Origin of the sequence: Bacillus sp. B4EP4a (genome assembly GCF_006680105.1) — a bacterium.
In the GTDB taxonomy this organism is placed as follows: Bacteria; Bacillota; Bacilli; order Bacillales; family DSM-1321; genus Peribacillus; species Peribacillus simplex_E.
On sequence record NZ_VHIK01000014.1, the window covers coordinates 59,429 to 76,670 of the forward strand.

Consider the following 17,242-nt stretch of genomic DNA (forward strand, 5'->3'; position numbering starts at 1 on the left):
TTCACGAGTAAATGATCAATTTACGAGTAAACCTAAATTAATTATTGATATTCGTAATTCTGCCTTCGATTTCTGCCGTGATCTTCCCGCCTTTAAAGGTTTCTTTCACATAGTTAACGAATGCTTCCAGGTCAGCATGTCCAAACACACGCTCTTTTCCTTTCAGGACGGTATAGTTATCACCGCCGCTAGCCATGAAATCATTGACGGCCACCGTGTATGTTTCGGTATCCTTGATCGGCGTTCCGTCCGCTTCCTTCAATAAGGTGACACGTTCCGTGACAGGTTTACTGAAATCGGCTGTGTAGCTAAGTCCAGAAATTTGCAAAGTTTTCGGAGATCCTTCGACGACCCATTGCTGTTGAAGCAGCGTTTTCACTTCTGCTCCAGTCAGTTCCAGCTTAACCAATACGTTTCCGAACGGTTGGATTTTCGCTAAATCGGAAAAAGTGACTTCCCCCTTTGGAATATCTGCACGAATTCCACCTGGGTTCATGAAGGCAAAATCGGAATTCAAATCTGCCTTCATCGAATCGGCAATTAAATTCCCAAGGCCCGTTTCCTGTGTATAGGCATTAGCTCTTAAAATTTTCTCATCCGTTGTCCCAAGCGGGGCCTTCAACTCGGGGAACATGTCTAGGTAGTCGTTAATGAATTTCGTCGTCCCGGCATCAGGCGTGATGCCATCTTGTGTAACCGTAACAATCTCAGCTGATCTTTTAACAATATCCTTTGTGTTTGGGTCGATTTCCAAATCCACATCTTCAAAAGCCGTTCCATAAGAGTAAGCTTGTACAATCAATTTATCATCCACATAGTTGTTGACCTTTGCATGATTATCTCCGGCTAAGATCACATCTACTTCATCATCCACGGCATTAGCAAGATCAGCCACTTCGCCTGTGATGAACCCTTCCTTTTCCGTGCCTGGGTCATGTGAGATGATCACAATCGATTTGACGCCTTTTTCTTTCAACTCTTTAACCGCCTTATTTACGGCAGGTGCCTGTTCTATGAATTCCACATTCTTAATGCCATCCGGACTTACTTTTTGAGGTGTGGCATTCGTGACTACACCTATGAACCCAATATCAACTCCGCCGACCTCTTTTATGACGTAAGGGTCCAAAATCGGTTTTTTCGTGTCTTTATATACGACATTGGCTACTACATACGGGAAGTTCAATTTATCGAATACCACATCGGATGTTGGCGACTTTCCTCCATTGATTTGAGCCATCAGGGTTTCTACCCCTTTGTCGAATTCATGGTTCCCGACAGTTCCGACATCGAATTTCATATTATTCAAAAACTGAAGCGTCGGTTTGTCCTGAATCAATGAAGAAACGGGAGCACTTGCCCCAACAGCATCCCCTGCCGAAAGTAAAAGTGTATTTTCAGGGTTTTCAGCTTTACGCTGCTTCAAGTGCGCAGCTAAATAATCAGCACGCCCTAGTTTGATACCGCCAAAATCGGAGGTGGTATCAAGCTGGCCGTGAAGATCATTGATCCCGAGCAGTTGCACCTTGACGTTTTCTTTCCCCAAATTGAATTTGTAAATGCCAAAGCCTTTATCATCCTTTTTGCCTGTATAGGAAATCGCGCTGTCTTCATTTAAATATTCCGCACCTTTTGGTGATGAGGTGAAGGTAACGTTCACCTTGCCTGAAATCGGGGCGATCGACCAGTTATTATCAGCGGTTGGATTGATCTCACCCTCTTGTGTGATGTAATCCATCAAGATTTGGCGATTTTCATCCGCAGAGTCAACTACATATTCGCTGCCCTTGACTCCCGGGAAGTTCCCCCCGCCCGAAGCACGGTAATTATTCGTCACGACGATGAAGTCTTGATTCGGATCCACTGGTTCACCATTATACTTCAAATCTGCAATCCTGCTGGAATCCGACACTTTTACCCCTTTTTCATCATAGCGCGGAGCCTTGGTGACATCGATTTGGTAAGTGACGCCGTCAATCACATCAAAATTATAGACGGCAAACTTTCCATTAAGCAGCTCCTGTTCCTCGGACTTGGCCGGATCGATTGTATTATATTTCCCTGCAGACATCTCAAGCCACTCTTTAACCACAGACCCTTTGATCTTGATTGCCTTCAATGTATTATCGTATAAATATAAATCACCGGCGCTGCGAATGGTCAGTCCGCCTTCCTTGATTTCGGTGAATTCCTCGACTCCATTGCGACCTGCTTTGAAAGGGGCCCCTACAGAGAGAATGGGCAGGTCCTTGTATTCTGGGCGGTTGCTTTGGATGTATTTCTCTACATACCATTTCTGTGCGCTTGTCACGACCTGTACGGAAGGATCGTCTTGCACAAGGGCGAAATAACTATGAATTGGAGCTGTAGTCGTTCCAATTGGCGTGTTAACATACTTGATCGTTCCTTCGTGATCCTTCTTCACGGCTTTGACGACAGACGCATCTTCAGCTGCTTTTTTTCCTGTTATTTTGTCGTTGATTGCCCGTGTTGATGAATCGGAATTGACGACTTTCCATTTCCCCTTGATATTTTGGATATCAAGATCGATGATCCCGAGATTACTGCCGCCATATCCTGCTTGAACGGCTGGTACACCATTGATGGTACCCTTTTTATTATCCACGCCTTTAAGGATTTTTCCTTGGCCATCTTTGAATAGGCTGTCTAAAGAAGCCTCATCTTGTGCCGGAAAGACCTTATGCGTATGGGAGAACGTGATGGCATCGATGCCGGATACCTTGCTTAATGAGTAGATGACATCCTCGGTATTCTTGGTGTCGCCATTAAACCCGGAATGTGTGAGCGCCACGATGACATCCGCGCCCTTTTTCTTCATTTCAGGTACATATTTATTCGCTGTCGTGACGATTTCCTTTGTAATGACCTTACCGTCAAGATTCGCTTTATCCCAATCCATGATTTGCGGAGGGGCAAATCCAATGTAGCCTATTTTCACTGATTTTTCTTTTCCATTGATGTCCTTCACTTTCTTCGTGACGATTTTATATGGAGTATATTTATTTTTATCATTCTTTGGATTATTGTCTTTATCTTTTTTATAAACATTGGCATTGACGTATGGGAAGTTCGCATCGTTGATGGCCTCGTCCAAATAAGATAAACCATAATTGAATTCATGATTGCCGAACGTGGCCACATCGTAGTCAAGCAAGTTCATCGCTTTATAGACGGGATGGACTTCACCTTTTTTCAGTGGCGCTATTTTCGCTTTGTACGTACCTAGCGGGGTCCCTTGAATAAGGTCGCCGTTATCCACTAAAACGCTATTTTTCACTTCTTTTCGTGCCTGTTTGATTAAAGAAGCCGTGCGCGAAAAGCCGACCGAGTCCGATACGGCATCCTTATAATAATCATAGCTCACCAGATTAGTGTGTATATCAGTCGTTTCCATGATCCTTAGTTCAAATGGTGCATCCGAAACGGAGGCTGCCAGGCTGTTGCCGAAGTTACTAGTATTGCCGTTATACTTGGAGACAACCGATACTTTGACCCAATAACCCGATTTGTACGAATTGAAGTACGCGGAGAACTTTTGGGCCGATTTAATATCCGCCTCAATGGCTGACTGTGAAATGACCTTCTTCCCATTCATCAATTGGAAGACAACGGTTTCATTTCCTTTGTTCCCTTTTTTCGGTGTGACCGTTACAGTCGCTTTTGTGCCTTTTGTGTAATTAACAGTAGGAGCTGTAATGATAAATGGTTCAGTCGTGACAGGTTTCTTATTAGACTCTTTGGCAGATGTCTCCCCCGGTACGGTAAATGGGGCTGCAACCAAACTCACAGCAAGAATCGGGGCGAGCATCTTATTAACATGCATCTTGAACGACATACTTCACAACCCTTCTATTTTTTGTAAAATGCTAGAATAATATATCATGATTTTGTCGAATAAGCGCCAAAATTTACCGTAATATTACGAATTTTGAATAAATGGTACTTTTTAACCATTTCCATTCAGAGTCCATAGCTCGTTATACCTTCAATCATGTATATAATCATCATTGAATCCTTAGGGAGAAAGTTCCCTATTAATAAAAATCTAGCTTAGATAGATATCAAAGATAAGTTTCTTAGACTCTATACTTCAATGAAACATTTTGAAAAAACCTCGGAATTCCTTTCAATATAAAAAACTGGTAATGCAACTTGCATTACCAGTTTTAAAGTATAAAGCCTATAAAGCCCGATCTATTAAACTGGCGGATACCGGTTCGATGCCCATTTCCCTCGACCAGATGGACAGCTGGCCTATATGGTGAATTTCGTGTGCTATCAGATGGCGCAGTATCCTGCCTTTTTCGTATGTCCCCTCCATCCATGATGGCTGAATCATTCCATTCTCATCATCAATTGAATGCGAGTTTAAATAGTCCATGACCTCAGAATGATAACGGATAGATAGATCTTCCACTTTTTCGATCGTATCATAAGCGTCCAAATCGATCGCGACATCAGGCTTCCCTTGTATGGCCTTGATCCAGCTGCATTCGACATCGATAATATGGGCAAGAGTCTTCAGTATATTGCCCATCCCTCCTGTGCGCTGCCGTTTCAGTTCCTCACTCGGCATGGCCCTGCACCATTTGAACCACTCACTTCGCACCTGCCAGTTATAAATGAATAATGTCAACATCATCCCAGCCCCTAACTCTTTGTCGTCCCTTTGTATTGATAATAATCCTGTCTTTGGATGGTTTTGAATCCACAAGATTCATAGAGTCTTAAAGCATGCTCATTAGTCGCCTCGACCTCGAGAAAAATTTCATATCCCAGCTGGCATTGTTCGGCTACTACCTTTTTCAATGCCTTTCTGCCAAGTCCTTTTCCCTGGTATTTTGGCAAAATGGAAAATCCGTAAATCCATGCTTCCCGGCCTGAGTGATCAACACGGATCTTACCGACCGCGCGGCCATCCTTTTCAATCATCATGGTTTTCAGAGTATCCTCATATAGGATGCGCTGATAATAATCCTTCGCCTCTTGTTTCGTAAATTGAAAACATTGAATATCCAGCTGAATTTCCGTTTTCTCATCATCTCTCCTTGAAGGACGAACGACTGCATCGCCATAATCGTCAAGCTCCGTTTCGGACCACTTCATTTGAAACTCAGAAAAAGCAAACTCACATGGGAGCTGTTTCAAAAATCCTGTCCCTGAATGGGATTGGGCAGGTGAGTTCAAGAGAATCAACTTATAGTTGCGCTCCACAGCACTCCTTATAGCCTCTTCCAGCAGCTTTGTAAAAATGCCTTGCCTCCGGTAATCAGGATGCACCATCCCGCATATCTCCATTTTGTTTCCGAAATCGTAAAGACCAATAAAACCAACAAGCTTCAATCCATCATAGTGAAAAAAGTCATTCTTATGCACACCATTTCGACTGCGAAGCGTTTCCCAGTTCAGCTTTAAAGTAAAACCTTCACGTTCACATTCTTGCTGTAGGATTCGAATATCTTCTAGCTGTTTATCCTTCAAATTATCCACCCCTTTTCCATATTATCAGTTTATTACCAAAAAATAAGAAAAGCAGCACCCTTTTACTTGGATGCCGCATACTATTCATAAGTTTATTGATGAATGTTGTTTTTTTAAAAGTATTTTCACTTTAATCCATAAAACTAAAATCGTACGAGGGGAGGATTTCCTATCTAATTCCATTGTCGGATGAATTATAGTAGTAAAATGATTCCAAATGACGATTATTTTTTACCTATTTTGTGCTATATTCCAAATAATGGTTTACCATTATTTTACTTGAGTTTAAAGGAGGGATTTAACTAAGTCTTGATTTTCAGAGTACCCATTTCTTTATACCCGAATTCCGGACCCTTTTTAGAATAGAATCCGAAATTCGGTGTTTATCACCTGGCACATTACGTCCTGAGGTTATCGTTTTTTCGTTTTATGAGCGGACTTTTTTAAGTTCTCTACGTCCGTTGTCAGTTCTTTTAATTGTTTACCGAAGCGGAAGAGCAAAAACATAGAAACGACGAATGGATAGCCAAATTCGCTAACTAATGAAACCCACATACTAGCATCCTCAATCATCATCCTCTTCACCCCTTTTCTTGTATCTGATATCTAAAGTGAAACTTGTTTAAAAAAATCAATCTAGCACTATTGATTTATGGAAAAAAGAACGAATGTTCCTATATAATTGATTTATTCCCCTTGTCTTTCACTTTATTAATTAAAGGAGGGATAACAATGAACCAATTAACTTCTCATTTTTTTTCTCATTCATTGGAGTTTCTGCAGCAACAGTACTCATCTTTCTTTGAACAACCGATCATTCAAGTATTTTTACAGAACCCAGAGCATTTAAAGATTTTCACTGAAACTCTTGATTCCCCTTCAACCTACAACATTGGTCATCTGAACGAGACTTTCAAAATTTTCTATTACCGGGCTAAAGTATACAAATACATGTGCTCCTTAATTTACTTTTTCTCTGTTGATTTTGATAAAAGGGCACGGAAGCAGCGGGAACGCTATCGAATGGTACTTGATGCGACACCAAGGGATACTGGTGGATTGATCGATCTAATCGGCACCTTGGACGGTCAACTTGAAAAGATGGGGGAAACGAATGAACTCGCTTCACACATAAGTGATGAAGAGATGATAAAAGCCTTGAAGAAGTTAACAGTCAAACAAAGCCTGGTATTGACCATGATCTTTTCCTACGGCCTATCCAACAAGGAAATTGCTGCCTATTTCCATGAGTCGCCACAGAATATCTCAAGCATCCGTAAACAAGCTTTAAAAAAACTTCGAAAGCACTATATGGATGAGGTATATGTTAGAAAGGAGAAAAGCCATTGTGGATAAAAAACTGTCAAAAGAAGAATTGTTGGATCTCATAGACTCTTTGAATCCTAAAATAAAAAAATCGTTAAAAAACACGAACTATCAAGACCGAAATGATCTGGAGCAAGAAATTAAACTCAAGATCATTGAATCATATGAAAAAATCGCAGCAATCGAGGCCCCTAATTTTGAGGAGTTCCTTGCAGAATTCTTTACTAAGCAAAAACAATGAAAAAGTACCAAGTCCAGAGCAAGGATGCTGGACTTGGTATTTTTTTTCTGAATATCAGTATGATGGTTTCAATGTCAGCTTATCCCCTTTTGGATCATCCATTGTGGTCTTGTGATAAGTACCTTCTGCCCAATCATCAAGCTGATCATGGTACCACTTACTTTTAACGTTACCTGATTGACCCGGGCCAACGAGGTGATATCCTTGATTCATGTCGGCTAGGTCGATGACGAATCTCCAGGAGCCACCGTGATTAACGGTTCCATCATCTAAAAATGCCGCCGCCTGTACGGTGACACTGCTACCGCCTACCGGTATTCCGCCGCCGCTGTTAAATAAATAATTTAACGGGACTACACTCGATAGCGGGTGGTTAAACCTGACCTGATGATAGTCTCCCCATTCCCAATCAGTTATATCGTCACCTTGTGATTCTTCAAGATCCGTTAACGTCATCTGTAACGACTTGGCAAGCACCTGCTCAAGTCCGCCTGCCTCTTCAATCCAAGGGCCCGGTTTACCGTCCAGCGCCCGCCTTAGTAGTTCATCAACGGCCGAACGCCTTCCATTAAAGAGGTTGAGGGTTTCTTCCGGTATTTCTTCCGTAAGCAGAACATCCCCTATTTTTTTCATCCAGACATTGAAAATCATCGGTGCCGCTTCATCAACGGAATCAATATGATTCCATTTCTTCAGAATCGTTAGTGCCTGGTCTTCCTGTTTCCCCGATGGACCTTTCAATACATCCACGAATTGAGGAACAAACTCCTTGGCTTGCAAATTCACCTTATCCATCTGCAGGCTTTGCATATCCTCTGCCGTAAGCTTTTTATTGGCTTTTAAAAACTCCTGTATCCTCATCTGACGGTACGGCTGTGCCCAGTTATTGCTGATGTGGTAAGGGTAATCATCCGAGATGACTTTATTATTCGCTGTCGAAATGAATCCCTCTTCCGGATTCACCGTTTTTGGAAGTTCATCGAAGGGAATAAAGCCTTTCCACTCAAATTCATCCGTCCAGCCAGGTACAGGCAGCATACTATCGCCTTTTTTCCGGATTGGGATTTTCCCATTCGCCTTATAGGCAATGGTCCCATCGGTTGAGGCAAAGACGAAATTCTGTGCCGGCGTTTCGAATTTCAAGAGGGCCTTTTCGAATTCTTTCCAGCTCCCCGCTTTATTCATATTCAGTACCGCTTCAAGCTCGGCGGATGGATCAAGTGCCGTCCACCTTAATGCAAGCACGGTATCTTTTCCGCTTTTCCCGGCAAACTCGGAGACCACAGGTCCATGGCGGGTAACCGTCACTTGATAGTCAAGTGTTTTACCATCCTTCACCTTGATGGGTTCGTCCAAGATATCGGCTTTTTCCCATTTACCTTTGTAGGAGAATTCTTTCTCGTTTTCCGGGTTCCTCCTCTCGATATACAGATCCTGAACATCAGGACCGGTATTGGTCACACCCCAAGCGACCTTTTCGTTATGACCTAGTATGATTCCCGGAATCCCCGCAAAAATAACACCGCTCACATTGACTGACGGGGCCTCCAAATGCATTTGATACCAAACGGATGGTGTAGCTAATCCCAGATGGGGATCATCCGCCAATAACGGCTGACCGGAATCCGTTTTCATGCCTGAAACGACCCAATTATTGCTGCCATTGAATTCATAAGGAATAACGGCCCCGGCAAAACTTTTTTCAATATCCAGTTCTTCCTTGCTGATGATATATGGAGCGTTCTTTGGATAATCAGGAAATAAATCATATGCTTTTTCCTTTGGGAACGTTTGCAGCAAATACTGCCTAAACGCCTGATCCTCCCAGTTCCCGCCTAAATCAAAGGCCATATATTTACCGATGGTCAGCGAGTCGACGGGTGTCCAAGGCTCTGGTTCGTATCCAAGCAGAGTGAACTCCGCCGGCCATTTCCCATTCTCCTTCAATTCATCGATATAAAGATTTACCCCCTCGGCAAACACATCCAAGGCTTCTTTCCCATCACTTGAATATGCTGCATAAGAGGCTTCAGCCGCCCGCCTCAAGCCAAGTGTGCGGAAATACTTATCATTTTTGACGGTTTTCTCACCAATCACTTCACTCAATCTTCCTGACGCCTGACGCCTGCTTAAATCCATTTGAAATAAGCGGTCCTGTGCTTGGATATACCCTTGGGCTAAATACAAATCATGTTCATTCGCTGCGTTGATATGCGGGACCCCACTTGAATCCCTCACCACCGTAACCGGTTCCAAAAGACCTGGAAGCGATATATCCCCCTTTGTTTCCGGCAAGGATCTTGAAAGAAATACATTTGCAGCTATCAAAACGGACAGCAAAAGAATAATCAGGATACCAAAACTCCATAGCGCACGCTTTCTCCACTTCCGTTTTGGCTTTTGCTGAGGTATGGCAACTTCCATCGCTTCATCTTCCTCTCCCCTTAAAACTCTCTTTTTTTCTATTTTAGATATTCCGCGTTTATCCCCATCTTTCCTACCAACTTCCTTACATTCTCTCTTTTTATTTCCGAAAGGTTGGAAAGGCGCAAGGTCGGACTTTACTCGCACAAGGACGGATTATTCCGAGCAAGGTCGAATTAGTGCCGCTTAAAGTCGAATTACTACCGCGAAATTGCTCCGATAAACTTTGAATCAAATGCAAAAACACCGATACAATGTATCGATGTGGCAGGGGATGCTAGCTATTTGCAAGAATGTATTCAATCACTTTATCTGCATCGTCTGTATAAAAGAGAGCCTTATCAAAGTCATGGGCCGCCTTCGTCTCGGCTTCCATGTATTCAATCGGGGAAAGGAGTCCAAAGAGTCTCTTCCATTTGTTGGTTTTCTCCAGAAGTTTTCTTTCCCTTTTTATATCCTCTGGTATGAATTCATTAATGATAAAACACGGGTCGGAAAATGAAGGGTCCTGAAAACGTTCGTTCAAGGCTCGCAATTTATCCCGATCCCATTCCACCCTTACCAAGTCCGATATGACCGAGACATTTTGGACCGAGTCGAGGATGCGTTTGGACAAAACATCATATTCTTCATCCTCCAGCCCTTTATCCGTCATGATTCCTACACAATACCATTTTTCGTTATGATCAGGTTCTTCACTTTTCTTGAAAAACACTCTTCATCCACCTTCCTTACACGCTTTACATGTCCTATTTAATACAAATGAAGATCAACATGTCCGCCGACGTCATTTCACTATAACATGGAGAAATGGCGATGGGCGATAAAATATGAATGCTGCTGGAATGTTAGCCTGACATAGAAAAAAGATACCCTGAAAAAGGATACCTCCATCATACTGGCTGAACAGCCAGTCCCCTTTGTTTAAACAGATATTCCAGAGCCTGCCTGAACGATAGAAAGGCTTTTACCCGATTTGCAAAATCAAGTGTGACGATCTCTTTCACGACATCAGGAGTAAAGCCGACAAAAATCGTTTCCGTACCCATCAACGCCAGTGCCCCCACTAATTGATCCAGCAGGGAGAGCATATTGCTTTCCTTCGTAAAGGTAATTCCCGAGAAATCCATGATTATTACTTCCGCATGCAAATCTGCACATTTTTGCAGCACAGTCGATTGCATCGACTCCATTCTCCAATCGTCAATGCGTCCGATAAATGGCAAGAGCAGCACATCCTTTAATACGGTCTGAACGATCGGGGTGGACAGTTCTTCCATGACTTCTTGGTTTTCTTTTATCTTCCGCAAAGAATCGTTTGCCATTTTCGCCATTTCTTTATAATGATTCACGTAACTGATACTTACACAGTGTATGAATTGGTCCAGGATTGCATCTATTATCGAGCTTGCCTTTAGCAGAATTTCGATGGAGTAATAGCGATTGCTTACTTCTTCTTCAATGAAACTCCAGAAAAGATTGCGTATCAGCTGAGCTTCCTCAATATTCTTATCTAAAGGAATGCCCATATCCACGATGCGCTTACCTATTTCCATACCCGTTATTTTCATACTTTCCATCGCTTGTGCCTTTCCATGAATCAAGGCATCTGCATGTATTTGAATAAGCTTTGACCGTACCTCTTTACTCGTTTCAAAATCATAGAGCGGTTCCTCTTCTTCAAACAACTCGATATGCTCCACTAAGATATATTTAAATTTTTCAATTTTTTCACCGATCATTCTTAATTCTTCCATATGGACCTCCCATACAGGGCTTTTATACATTTTATCAAATAATGAATGGTTAAGGATATAAAATCATTCTATTGCCAATATGATAATAGACGTTTACCCTTTTCTACATAAGGGTATTATGATATATGACTTGGAGGGATTATCATGAAAAAAGATCAAAAAGACTTTGAATCTGAAAACATGAGCGATTTAGTCGAACTCATAAACAGTAAAAATAACAGCCGCAGAATCATGGATGTACTTCGGCGTAATAAAAAGGATAAAAGTAAAACCAAAGATAAAAAATGAAAAAGCCCAGTCCAAAACGGTCTGGGTTTTTGAGTGGATAAAAAAAAGAGCTGAGTTGCTTTATTATGCAAACCCAGCTCTTCCGGCATTAAATATTGATAGCCTCTACCTTTTTCTCCGGATTTCCTTCACATGGTTCCCTTCAGTAGTAATATAGACTGTTTCATCAATTTTGTATGTTAAATAACGGTCACAATCAATTTCCAACGTTTTCCCATTGTTGAATTTCATTGCGCAATTGGATCCCTCTTCGGTTTCCGTCACATCAATGACTTCGTTCGTCTTAAAACCGACTGCCTTGCCATCGGAGAAATGAGGATAATATTTTTCAACAATCTCCACCTTTTCCAATCTGCCCGGACTTGTTAAGTATACAACGAATAATATAATTAAAACGGCTATTAACCCAATGAGAATTACTGCTTTTCGTTTCACTCTATCTATTACCCTCTTCTCTTATCAATCTATTATTCAATATCCATTTTCACTAGATTATATTCAGGATTCCGGAAAAACATGATAGAAAAGATCATTTTATTTAAACGGTTTTCACTTTTCCAGCCATCATTGCACAAACGGCCGCCAGGATGATCAGAATGGATACAGCCGAGATGACTCCTCCCCAGCCGAACTTCATCAGGAATAAACCGCCTGATGCCCCCACTACACTTGATCCCGCATAGTAAAACAGGAGATATAAAGCGGACGCTTGTGCCTTTTCATTCTTATCAGCCAACCTTCCGACCCAGCTGCTCGCAATTGAATGAGCTCCAAAAAAACCAAATGTAAACAATGCAAGCCCCATTATTTTAAGCAAAAGCGGATCCAATAAGGTTAAAAGGGCGCCCATCAGCATGATTGCGATTCCGATAAGAAGTACATGCCTCCGACCATATTGATCGGCAAGCTTCCCCATCCATGTGGAACTGAATGTCCCCACAAGATAGATAATGAAAATGAAGCCTATCAATGTTTGTGATAAATGATATGGCGGTCCCATTAAAGGTATGCCCACAAAGTTATAGACGGTAACGAACGAGCCCATTAATAGGAAGGCCATGCCGAATAATAGTACTAGTCTGCCATTCCTTAAGTTATTAATAAGGGAGGTTTTGATTCTCAAAAATGAGGCCCCTACGCGGATGGCATGCTGCGAAGGCGGAAGCATCCACCAAAAAGCCAGACTGATGATCAAACTTAAAGCCCCAAGGCTTCCAATCGCTATGTTCCATGAAAAATGGTCGGTCAGCACCCCAACAATCAGCCTGCCTGCCAATCCGCCGATACTCGAACCACTCACATAGATCCCCATCACATAGCCCAGGCTTTTCGGATGAAATTCTTCATTGATATAGGCCATCGCAATTGCCGGGAAACCTGCAAGCACCGCTCCTTGAATCGCCCGTATTGCGATAAGGATGTATAGGTCATCCTGGATAAAGCTGACACATATGGATAACAATGCAGACAGAGTGAGGGCCGTCCCCATTATTTTTTTCCTATCGATATTTTCTGAGAAAAAGGAAACAAGCAATAAACAGATGGCAAGCGTTCCTGTTGCAAAAGATAATGTAAGACTTGCCATTGCAGGAGAGACTCCGAATTGCTTTGCGAAAACCGGTATGACCGGTTGGGTACTATACAGATCCGCAAACGTTACAAAGCTACCAAGAAATAAAGCCAAGATTGTTTTCCTGAATGATTTACCAGCAGGCTCGATATAATTCACTTTTGTTCAGACCCTTCACTATTTAACTTTCCCCCTATGTTAATACGAACTTCCCGAGTTGTCTATTTCGCCACTTTTGTCCAAAGGGAAAGTTTCGTTCCAGCAATTTTTTAAAAAAACCCTCCACTGCATGCAGTGAAGGGTTTTTCATTAATATGACCGTTTATCATTCCGCTCACTTTTTTTAAGCAGCCAGTACACAGGCATTCCTATAATGAGGATGATCACCGAGTACAGGGCATTTAAAGGTGTTTGGATTAATGTGCTTAAAACAATATATATTGCACCAGCAATCGCCACGATGGGGATGAATGGGTAAAACGGCACTTTATAAGTTTTTGCATCCGGATCTTTTCTGCGTAAGATGAAGACCGCAAAGAAGGCTAATCCATAAAAGCAGAAGACAGAGAATACGGCCATATTGGTAAGTTTGTCAGGGTCTGTTGCAACCATCATGATGATTGCAATGATCACTTGTAATATCGTCGCATTTATAGGCGTTTTGAACTTGGGCGATATTTTTCCGATTTGTTTATGGCCTGGCATCATTTTATCAGTCGCCATCGCCAAGGTAATGCGCGGAAAGGTCAAAAGCTTTCCGTTCAAGCAACCGAAGATTGAAATCGCAATTCCGATTGATATCAATTTCCCGCCCAATTCACCGAATAAAAGCGTTGCCGCAACATTCGCTGCATTCGTACCATGAGCTATGACTCCCTCCGCCCCCAATACATGTAGCATGGCAAGGTTCACAGCCAAGTAAGCGACCATGACCACGACTAATCCCGTTATGATTGCCCGCGGCAGCGTTTTCTGCGGGTTTTTCATTTCCCCAGCCATGAAGCCGACATTCATCCAGCCATCATACGCCCAGAGCGTAGCCAAAATCGCACCGGCCATACTGATTTTCATTGAACTTTCACTATCGATATTGAATACAGGCATATCACCTTGTGCGATACCGAACACCGCTATGAAGATGATGGGGATTAATTTAGCAACGGTCGATAAGGTTTGGATGATACCGCCGTATTTTGTCCCCAGCAAATTCATGCCTGCTATGAAGATAATCGTAAGAATCCCTATCGCCAAAGAGTAGCCTGAAGCGATCTTAAATATTCCTGCAACTAATAACCCGAAGTATAAACTGAGTGCGCCCATGACTGCAGGTCCATATACCAATGTCTGAACCCAGCCGCATAGGAATCCCCACGCTTTTCCGTACACTTCTTCCATATAGACATATAAGCCTCCCGTTTTAGGGATACGTGTACTCACTTCCGCAATCGTCAACCCGCTTGCAAGGGTAATCAGGCCGCCAATCAGCCAAGCTAATAAGGCCATGGTTGAATTACCGCTTAACTCAAGCACGTCACCAGGTCTCATGAAAATACCAGAACCGATAACTGTACCAACTACAATTGATGTTCCAACCCAAAAGCCAACCGTTTTCTTCAATTGGTCATTTCCCATGTTGTCCTCCCCAGGTGTACACATGTACTTTATTTATACTAAAATTATATCATATAAATTATATGAGAATAGTTTATGCAATCATTTGAATATTACAAAAAATATTCAAACACGTTGGTATCACTACGCTCAGGGAGCTTTATTTCATTTATATTTTTTTTACTAATTATGTCTGAAACTGCATCAAAAACCGAATATTTTTTTATTACAAAAGGATTTATTGATAATTAACTCGATAATAACGAATTAAAAACCATAAAACTCAATTATCATTCGTAATGAATTTTCTGGGATTCCAGCTTTTTTTCGGCCACAAAAAAAGCCACCCCGAATCAACAGGGTGGCTCCTCTCCTATTTCACGCTTCATTTCGTATTACCAAATAATGAATAGAAGCACAACCGCCAAGACGATCCGGTAAATGGCAAAAGGAGTCAATTTAACTTTATTGATTAAAATCAAGAAAAAGCGGATACAGAATAACGCAAAGATAAATGCACTGATGAAACCTGCAATAAAGAATGGCAGAACTTCAGGCGTGAAGAACTCCCAGTATTTCACGATTTTCAAGAGACTGGCACCAGCCATGATCGGCACTGCCATGATGAACGTGAAATCGGAAGCAGCGCGATAGCTCATTCCTAAAAGCACTCCTCCGGAAATGGTTGAACCTGAACGCGAGAATCCCGGCCACAGTGACAAACATTGAATTAACCCTACACCGAAAGCTTGTTTATAAGTGATTTGGTCAACCGTTTCTGCAGTCAGTTTTGGACGGAATTTATCCGCAGCAATCATCAATAACGCGCCAAGGAACAATCCGACGATGACCGTCTTCATCGTAAATAAATGTTCATCAATGTAATCTTCGAATAATAGACCTAAAACGCCAGCCGGCAGCAATCCGATGAATATCTGCAATAGGTTAAGCTTTGGTCCCTTCACAGCACCTGTATCTTTCAACCTCCTTAACCCAAGCAAGTCCATGAACCGTCCCCAGAAGAGCACGACGACGGCGAGTATCGAACCAAGCTGGATGACCACCTTAAAGGCATTGGCTACTTCACTCCCGAAGATCTCGGTCGATTTCAACCATAAATCATCGACGATGATCATATGCCCTGTAGACGATACAGGAGCAAATTCAGTTAATCCTTCTACAAGACCAAGGATAACTGCAACAAAAATTTCCCACATATTCATTTTATTCACCTCATATTTCGAACACCTATTTATGGAAATACCATATGTATTTTACTCGTTGTTTAAAATATTGTCTATTAAACATTGCTGAAACAATTCATTGATACATGTATGATAGGGTTCAAGATAAAGTTTAAAGGGGATGTGATGATTTTGCAAAACATACTTATTTTTGCCCATAGGGGGTCCAAGGGAACGCATCCTGAAAATACCATGGCTGCATTTCAAAAGGCGGCAGAAATTGGGGCTGAAGGGATCGAGTTCGATGTCCATCTCAGTTCTGATGGGGAATTGGTCATCATCCATGACGAAACACTTGATCGAACGACCACCCTTACTGGTTATGTAAAAGAGCATTCAGCACAAAGGCTGAAAACGGCTGATGCCGGGAGCAAATTTTCCAGTGAATTCCTTGGGGAGCGGATTCCTTTTTTAATGGACGTTTTCGACTGGGCTAAGGGAAATGCTTTATTGATGAACATCGAAATCAAGACGGATAAACTCGCTTACGAAGGAATTGAACAGAAGATCATTGATTTAATTCATCAATATCAAATGGAAAAGCGGGTGATCCTCTCTTCCTTCAACCATCAATCGATTGAAAAAGTGAAGAAGCTTGCTCCAGAACTTGAACGTGCATTATTGTTCGAGGGGCTTCCTGAAAACTTCGAAGAAATCTTACGTGATAAAAAAGAATCGGGTTTCCATCCAGATAAAAACAGCCTGACTCCAGCAGTTAATGAAACAGCGAAAAAACTTGGATATAAAATCCGGCCTTGGGTCGCCAATGATGAAGCCGACATCGTCAAGCTGGCAGAGTTGGGAGTCGACGTCATCATGACCGATTTCCCTGAAAAGGCAATCAAGATTTTAAAGGCTTGGCAGGCAACTAGCTGAACAATGCGAAAGAGAAGGAGCGATGCTCCTTCTCTTTCTAATCCATTTTTATTCAGTTAATTAACGAGCATATCCGCCTAATTGTTGTTCAGCCATTTGAACCAAACGTTTTGTGATTTCCCCACCAACTGATCCGTTAGCGCGAGAAGTAGTGTCAGCACCTAGGTTTACACCAAATTCACTAGCGATTTCATTCTTCATTTGTTGAAGGGCTTGTTCTGCACCAGCTACTACTAGTTGATTGCTGTTATTGTTGTTTGCCATGTGTTTTCACCTCCTACTAATATTAATTAGCATTTTAAGCTTAAATTATTATTGCCAATTTATTGAATTTTTTTTGATTACGGTCTCTCAAACCTAAGCTCTTTATCATGAATTTCTTTTTATGCTCATAAACTGTTAG

Annotated in this window: 16 protein-coding genes; 4 read left to right on the top strand and 12 right to left on the bottom strand. The window is 42.0% G+C overall.

From position 1 onward, the window contains the following. Positions 1–37: 37 nt before the first annotated feature. From FNK51_RS07635 to FNK51_RS07650, 4 genes are all read right to left on the bottom strand, one after another. A complete protein-coding gene (locus tag FNK51_RS07635) occupies positions 38–3,856 on the bottom strand; it encodes a bifunctional 2',3'-cyclic-nucleotide 2'-phosphodiesterase/3'-nucleotidase (RefSeq protein WP_286178598.1) in 3,819 nt (1,272 codons plus the stop codon). A 345-nt stretch (positions 3,857–4,201) separates the two neighbouring features. Continuing rightward, entirely contained in the window at positions 4,202–4,660 is a 459-nt protein-coding gene (locus FNK51_RS07640; RefSeq protein ID WP_141992953.1) for a DinB family protein, read from the bottom strand. An 11-nt stretch (positions 4,661–4,671) separates the two neighbouring features. Next, positions 4,672–5,502, bottom strand: coding sequence for a GNAT family N-acetyltransferase (locus tag FNK51_RS07645; RefSeq protein ID WP_141992954.1), 831 nt, complete (start codon positions 5,500–5,502; stop codon positions 4,672–4,674). Positions 5,503–5,913: 411 nt separating this feature from the next. Beyond that, complete coding sequence (locus tag FNK51_RS07650; protein ID WP_098371416.1) at positions 5,914–6,078, bottom strand: YvrJ family protein; 165 nt, start codon at positions 6,076–6,078, stop codon at positions 5,914–5,916. Positions 6,079–6,234: 156 nt separating this feature from the next. Here FNK51_RS07650 and FNK51_RS07655 point away from each other — a divergent pair, with 156 nt between their 5' ends. Both FNK51_RS07655 and FNK51_RS07660 read left to right on the top strand, forming a co-directional pair. After that, positions 6,235–6,858: a sigma-70 family RNA polymerase sigma factor gene (locus FNK51_RS07655; RefSeq protein WP_141992955.1), complete on the top strand. Its 624-nt coding sequence runs from the start codon at positions 6,235–6,237 to the stop codon at positions 6,856–6,858. Next, positions 6,851–7,069 (top strand): hypothetical protein, encoded by a 219-nt coding sequence (locus FNK51_RS07660; RefSeq protein WP_081395591.1) that lies wholly within the window; start codon positions 6,851–6,853, stop codon positions 7,067–7,069. The genes FNK51_RS07655 and FNK51_RS07660 overlap by 8 nt, the downstream gene beginning before the upstream one ends. A gap of 54 nt (positions 7,070–7,123) precedes the next feature. Here the strand turns inward: FNK51_RS07660 and FNK51_RS07665 are convergent, their stop codons facing one another. The 3 genes from FNK51_RS07665 to FNK51_RS07675 form a co-directional block, all read right to left on the bottom strand. After that, entirely contained in the window at positions 7,124–9,493 is a 2,370-nt protein-coding gene (locus FNK51_RS07665; protein ID WP_141992956.1) for a penicillin acylase family protein, read from the bottom strand. A 277-nt stretch (positions 9,494–9,770) separates the two neighbouring features. Further along, positions 9,771–10,208 carry a hypothetical protein gene (locus FNK51_RS07670; protein ID WP_098371419.1) on the bottom strand — a complete coding sequence of 146 codons (438 nt, stop codon included), beginning with the start codon at positions 10,206–10,208 and terminating at the stop codon, positions 9,771–9,773. Between the two features lie 178 nt (positions 10,209–10,386). Then, positions 10,387–11,250 (bottom strand): STAS domain-containing protein, encoded by an 864-nt coding sequence (locus FNK51_RS07675; RefSeq protein WP_141992957.1) that lies wholly within the window; start codon positions 11,248–11,250, stop codon positions 10,387–10,389. 144 nt (positions 11,251–11,394) lie between these two features. Between FNK51_RS07675 and FNK51_RS26465 the strand changes: the two genes are divergently transcribed. Next, positions 11,395–11,538, top strand: coding sequence for a hypothetical protein (locus tag FNK51_RS26465; RefSeq protein ID WP_181762214.1), 144 nt, complete (start codon positions 11,395–11,397; stop codon positions 11,536–11,538). Positions 11,539–11,643: 105 nt separating this feature from the next. Here FNK51_RS26465 and FNK51_RS07680 read toward each other — a convergent pair whose 3' ends face one another. From FNK51_RS07680 to FNK51_RS07695, 4 genes are all read right to left on the bottom strand, one after another. Next, positions 11,644–11,973, bottom strand: coding sequence for a hypothetical protein (locus FNK51_RS07680; RefSeq protein WP_061465409.1), 330 nt, complete (start codon positions 11,971–11,973; stop codon positions 11,644–11,646). Positions 11,974–12,076: 103 nt separating this feature from the next. Continuing rightward, a complete protein-coding gene (locus tag FNK51_RS07685) occupies positions 12,077–13,267 on the bottom strand; it encodes an MFS transporter (protein ID WP_141992958.1) in 1,191 nt (396 codons plus the stop codon). A gap of 150 nt (positions 13,268–13,417) precedes the next feature. Then, a complete protein-coding gene (locus FNK51_RS07690; protein ID WP_141992959.1) occupies positions 13,418–14,740 on the bottom strand; it encodes an APC family permease in 1,323 nt (440 codons plus the stop codon). A 374-nt stretch (positions 14,741–15,114) separates the two neighbouring features. Next, positions 15,115–15,942, bottom strand: a complete 828-nt coding sequence (locus tag FNK51_RS07695; RefSeq protein ID WP_286177032.1) for an undecaprenyl-diphosphate phosphatase — start codon at positions 15,940–15,942, stop codon at positions 15,115–15,117. 153 nt (positions 15,943–16,095) lie between these two features. Between FNK51_RS07695 and FNK51_RS07700 the strand changes: the two genes are divergently transcribed. Next, positions 16,096–16,839: a glycerophosphodiester phosphodiesterase gene (locus tag FNK51_RS07700; RefSeq protein ID WP_181762215.1), complete on the top strand. Its 744-nt coding sequence runs from the start codon at positions 16,096–16,098 to the stop codon at positions 16,837–16,839. A gap of 60 nt (positions 16,840–16,899) precedes the next feature. On the opposite strand, the gene FNK51_RS07705 is transcribed toward FNK51_RS07700, so the two are convergent. Beyond that, the gene (locus tag FNK51_RS07705; RefSeq protein WP_063234094.1) at positions 16,900–17,103 is read right to left on the bottom strand and encodes an alpha/beta-type small acid-soluble spore protein; all 204 of its coding nucleotides are present in this window, start codon (positions 17,101–17,103) and stop codon (positions 16,900–16,902) included. Between the last annotated feature and the right edge of the window lie 139 nt (positions 17,104–17,242).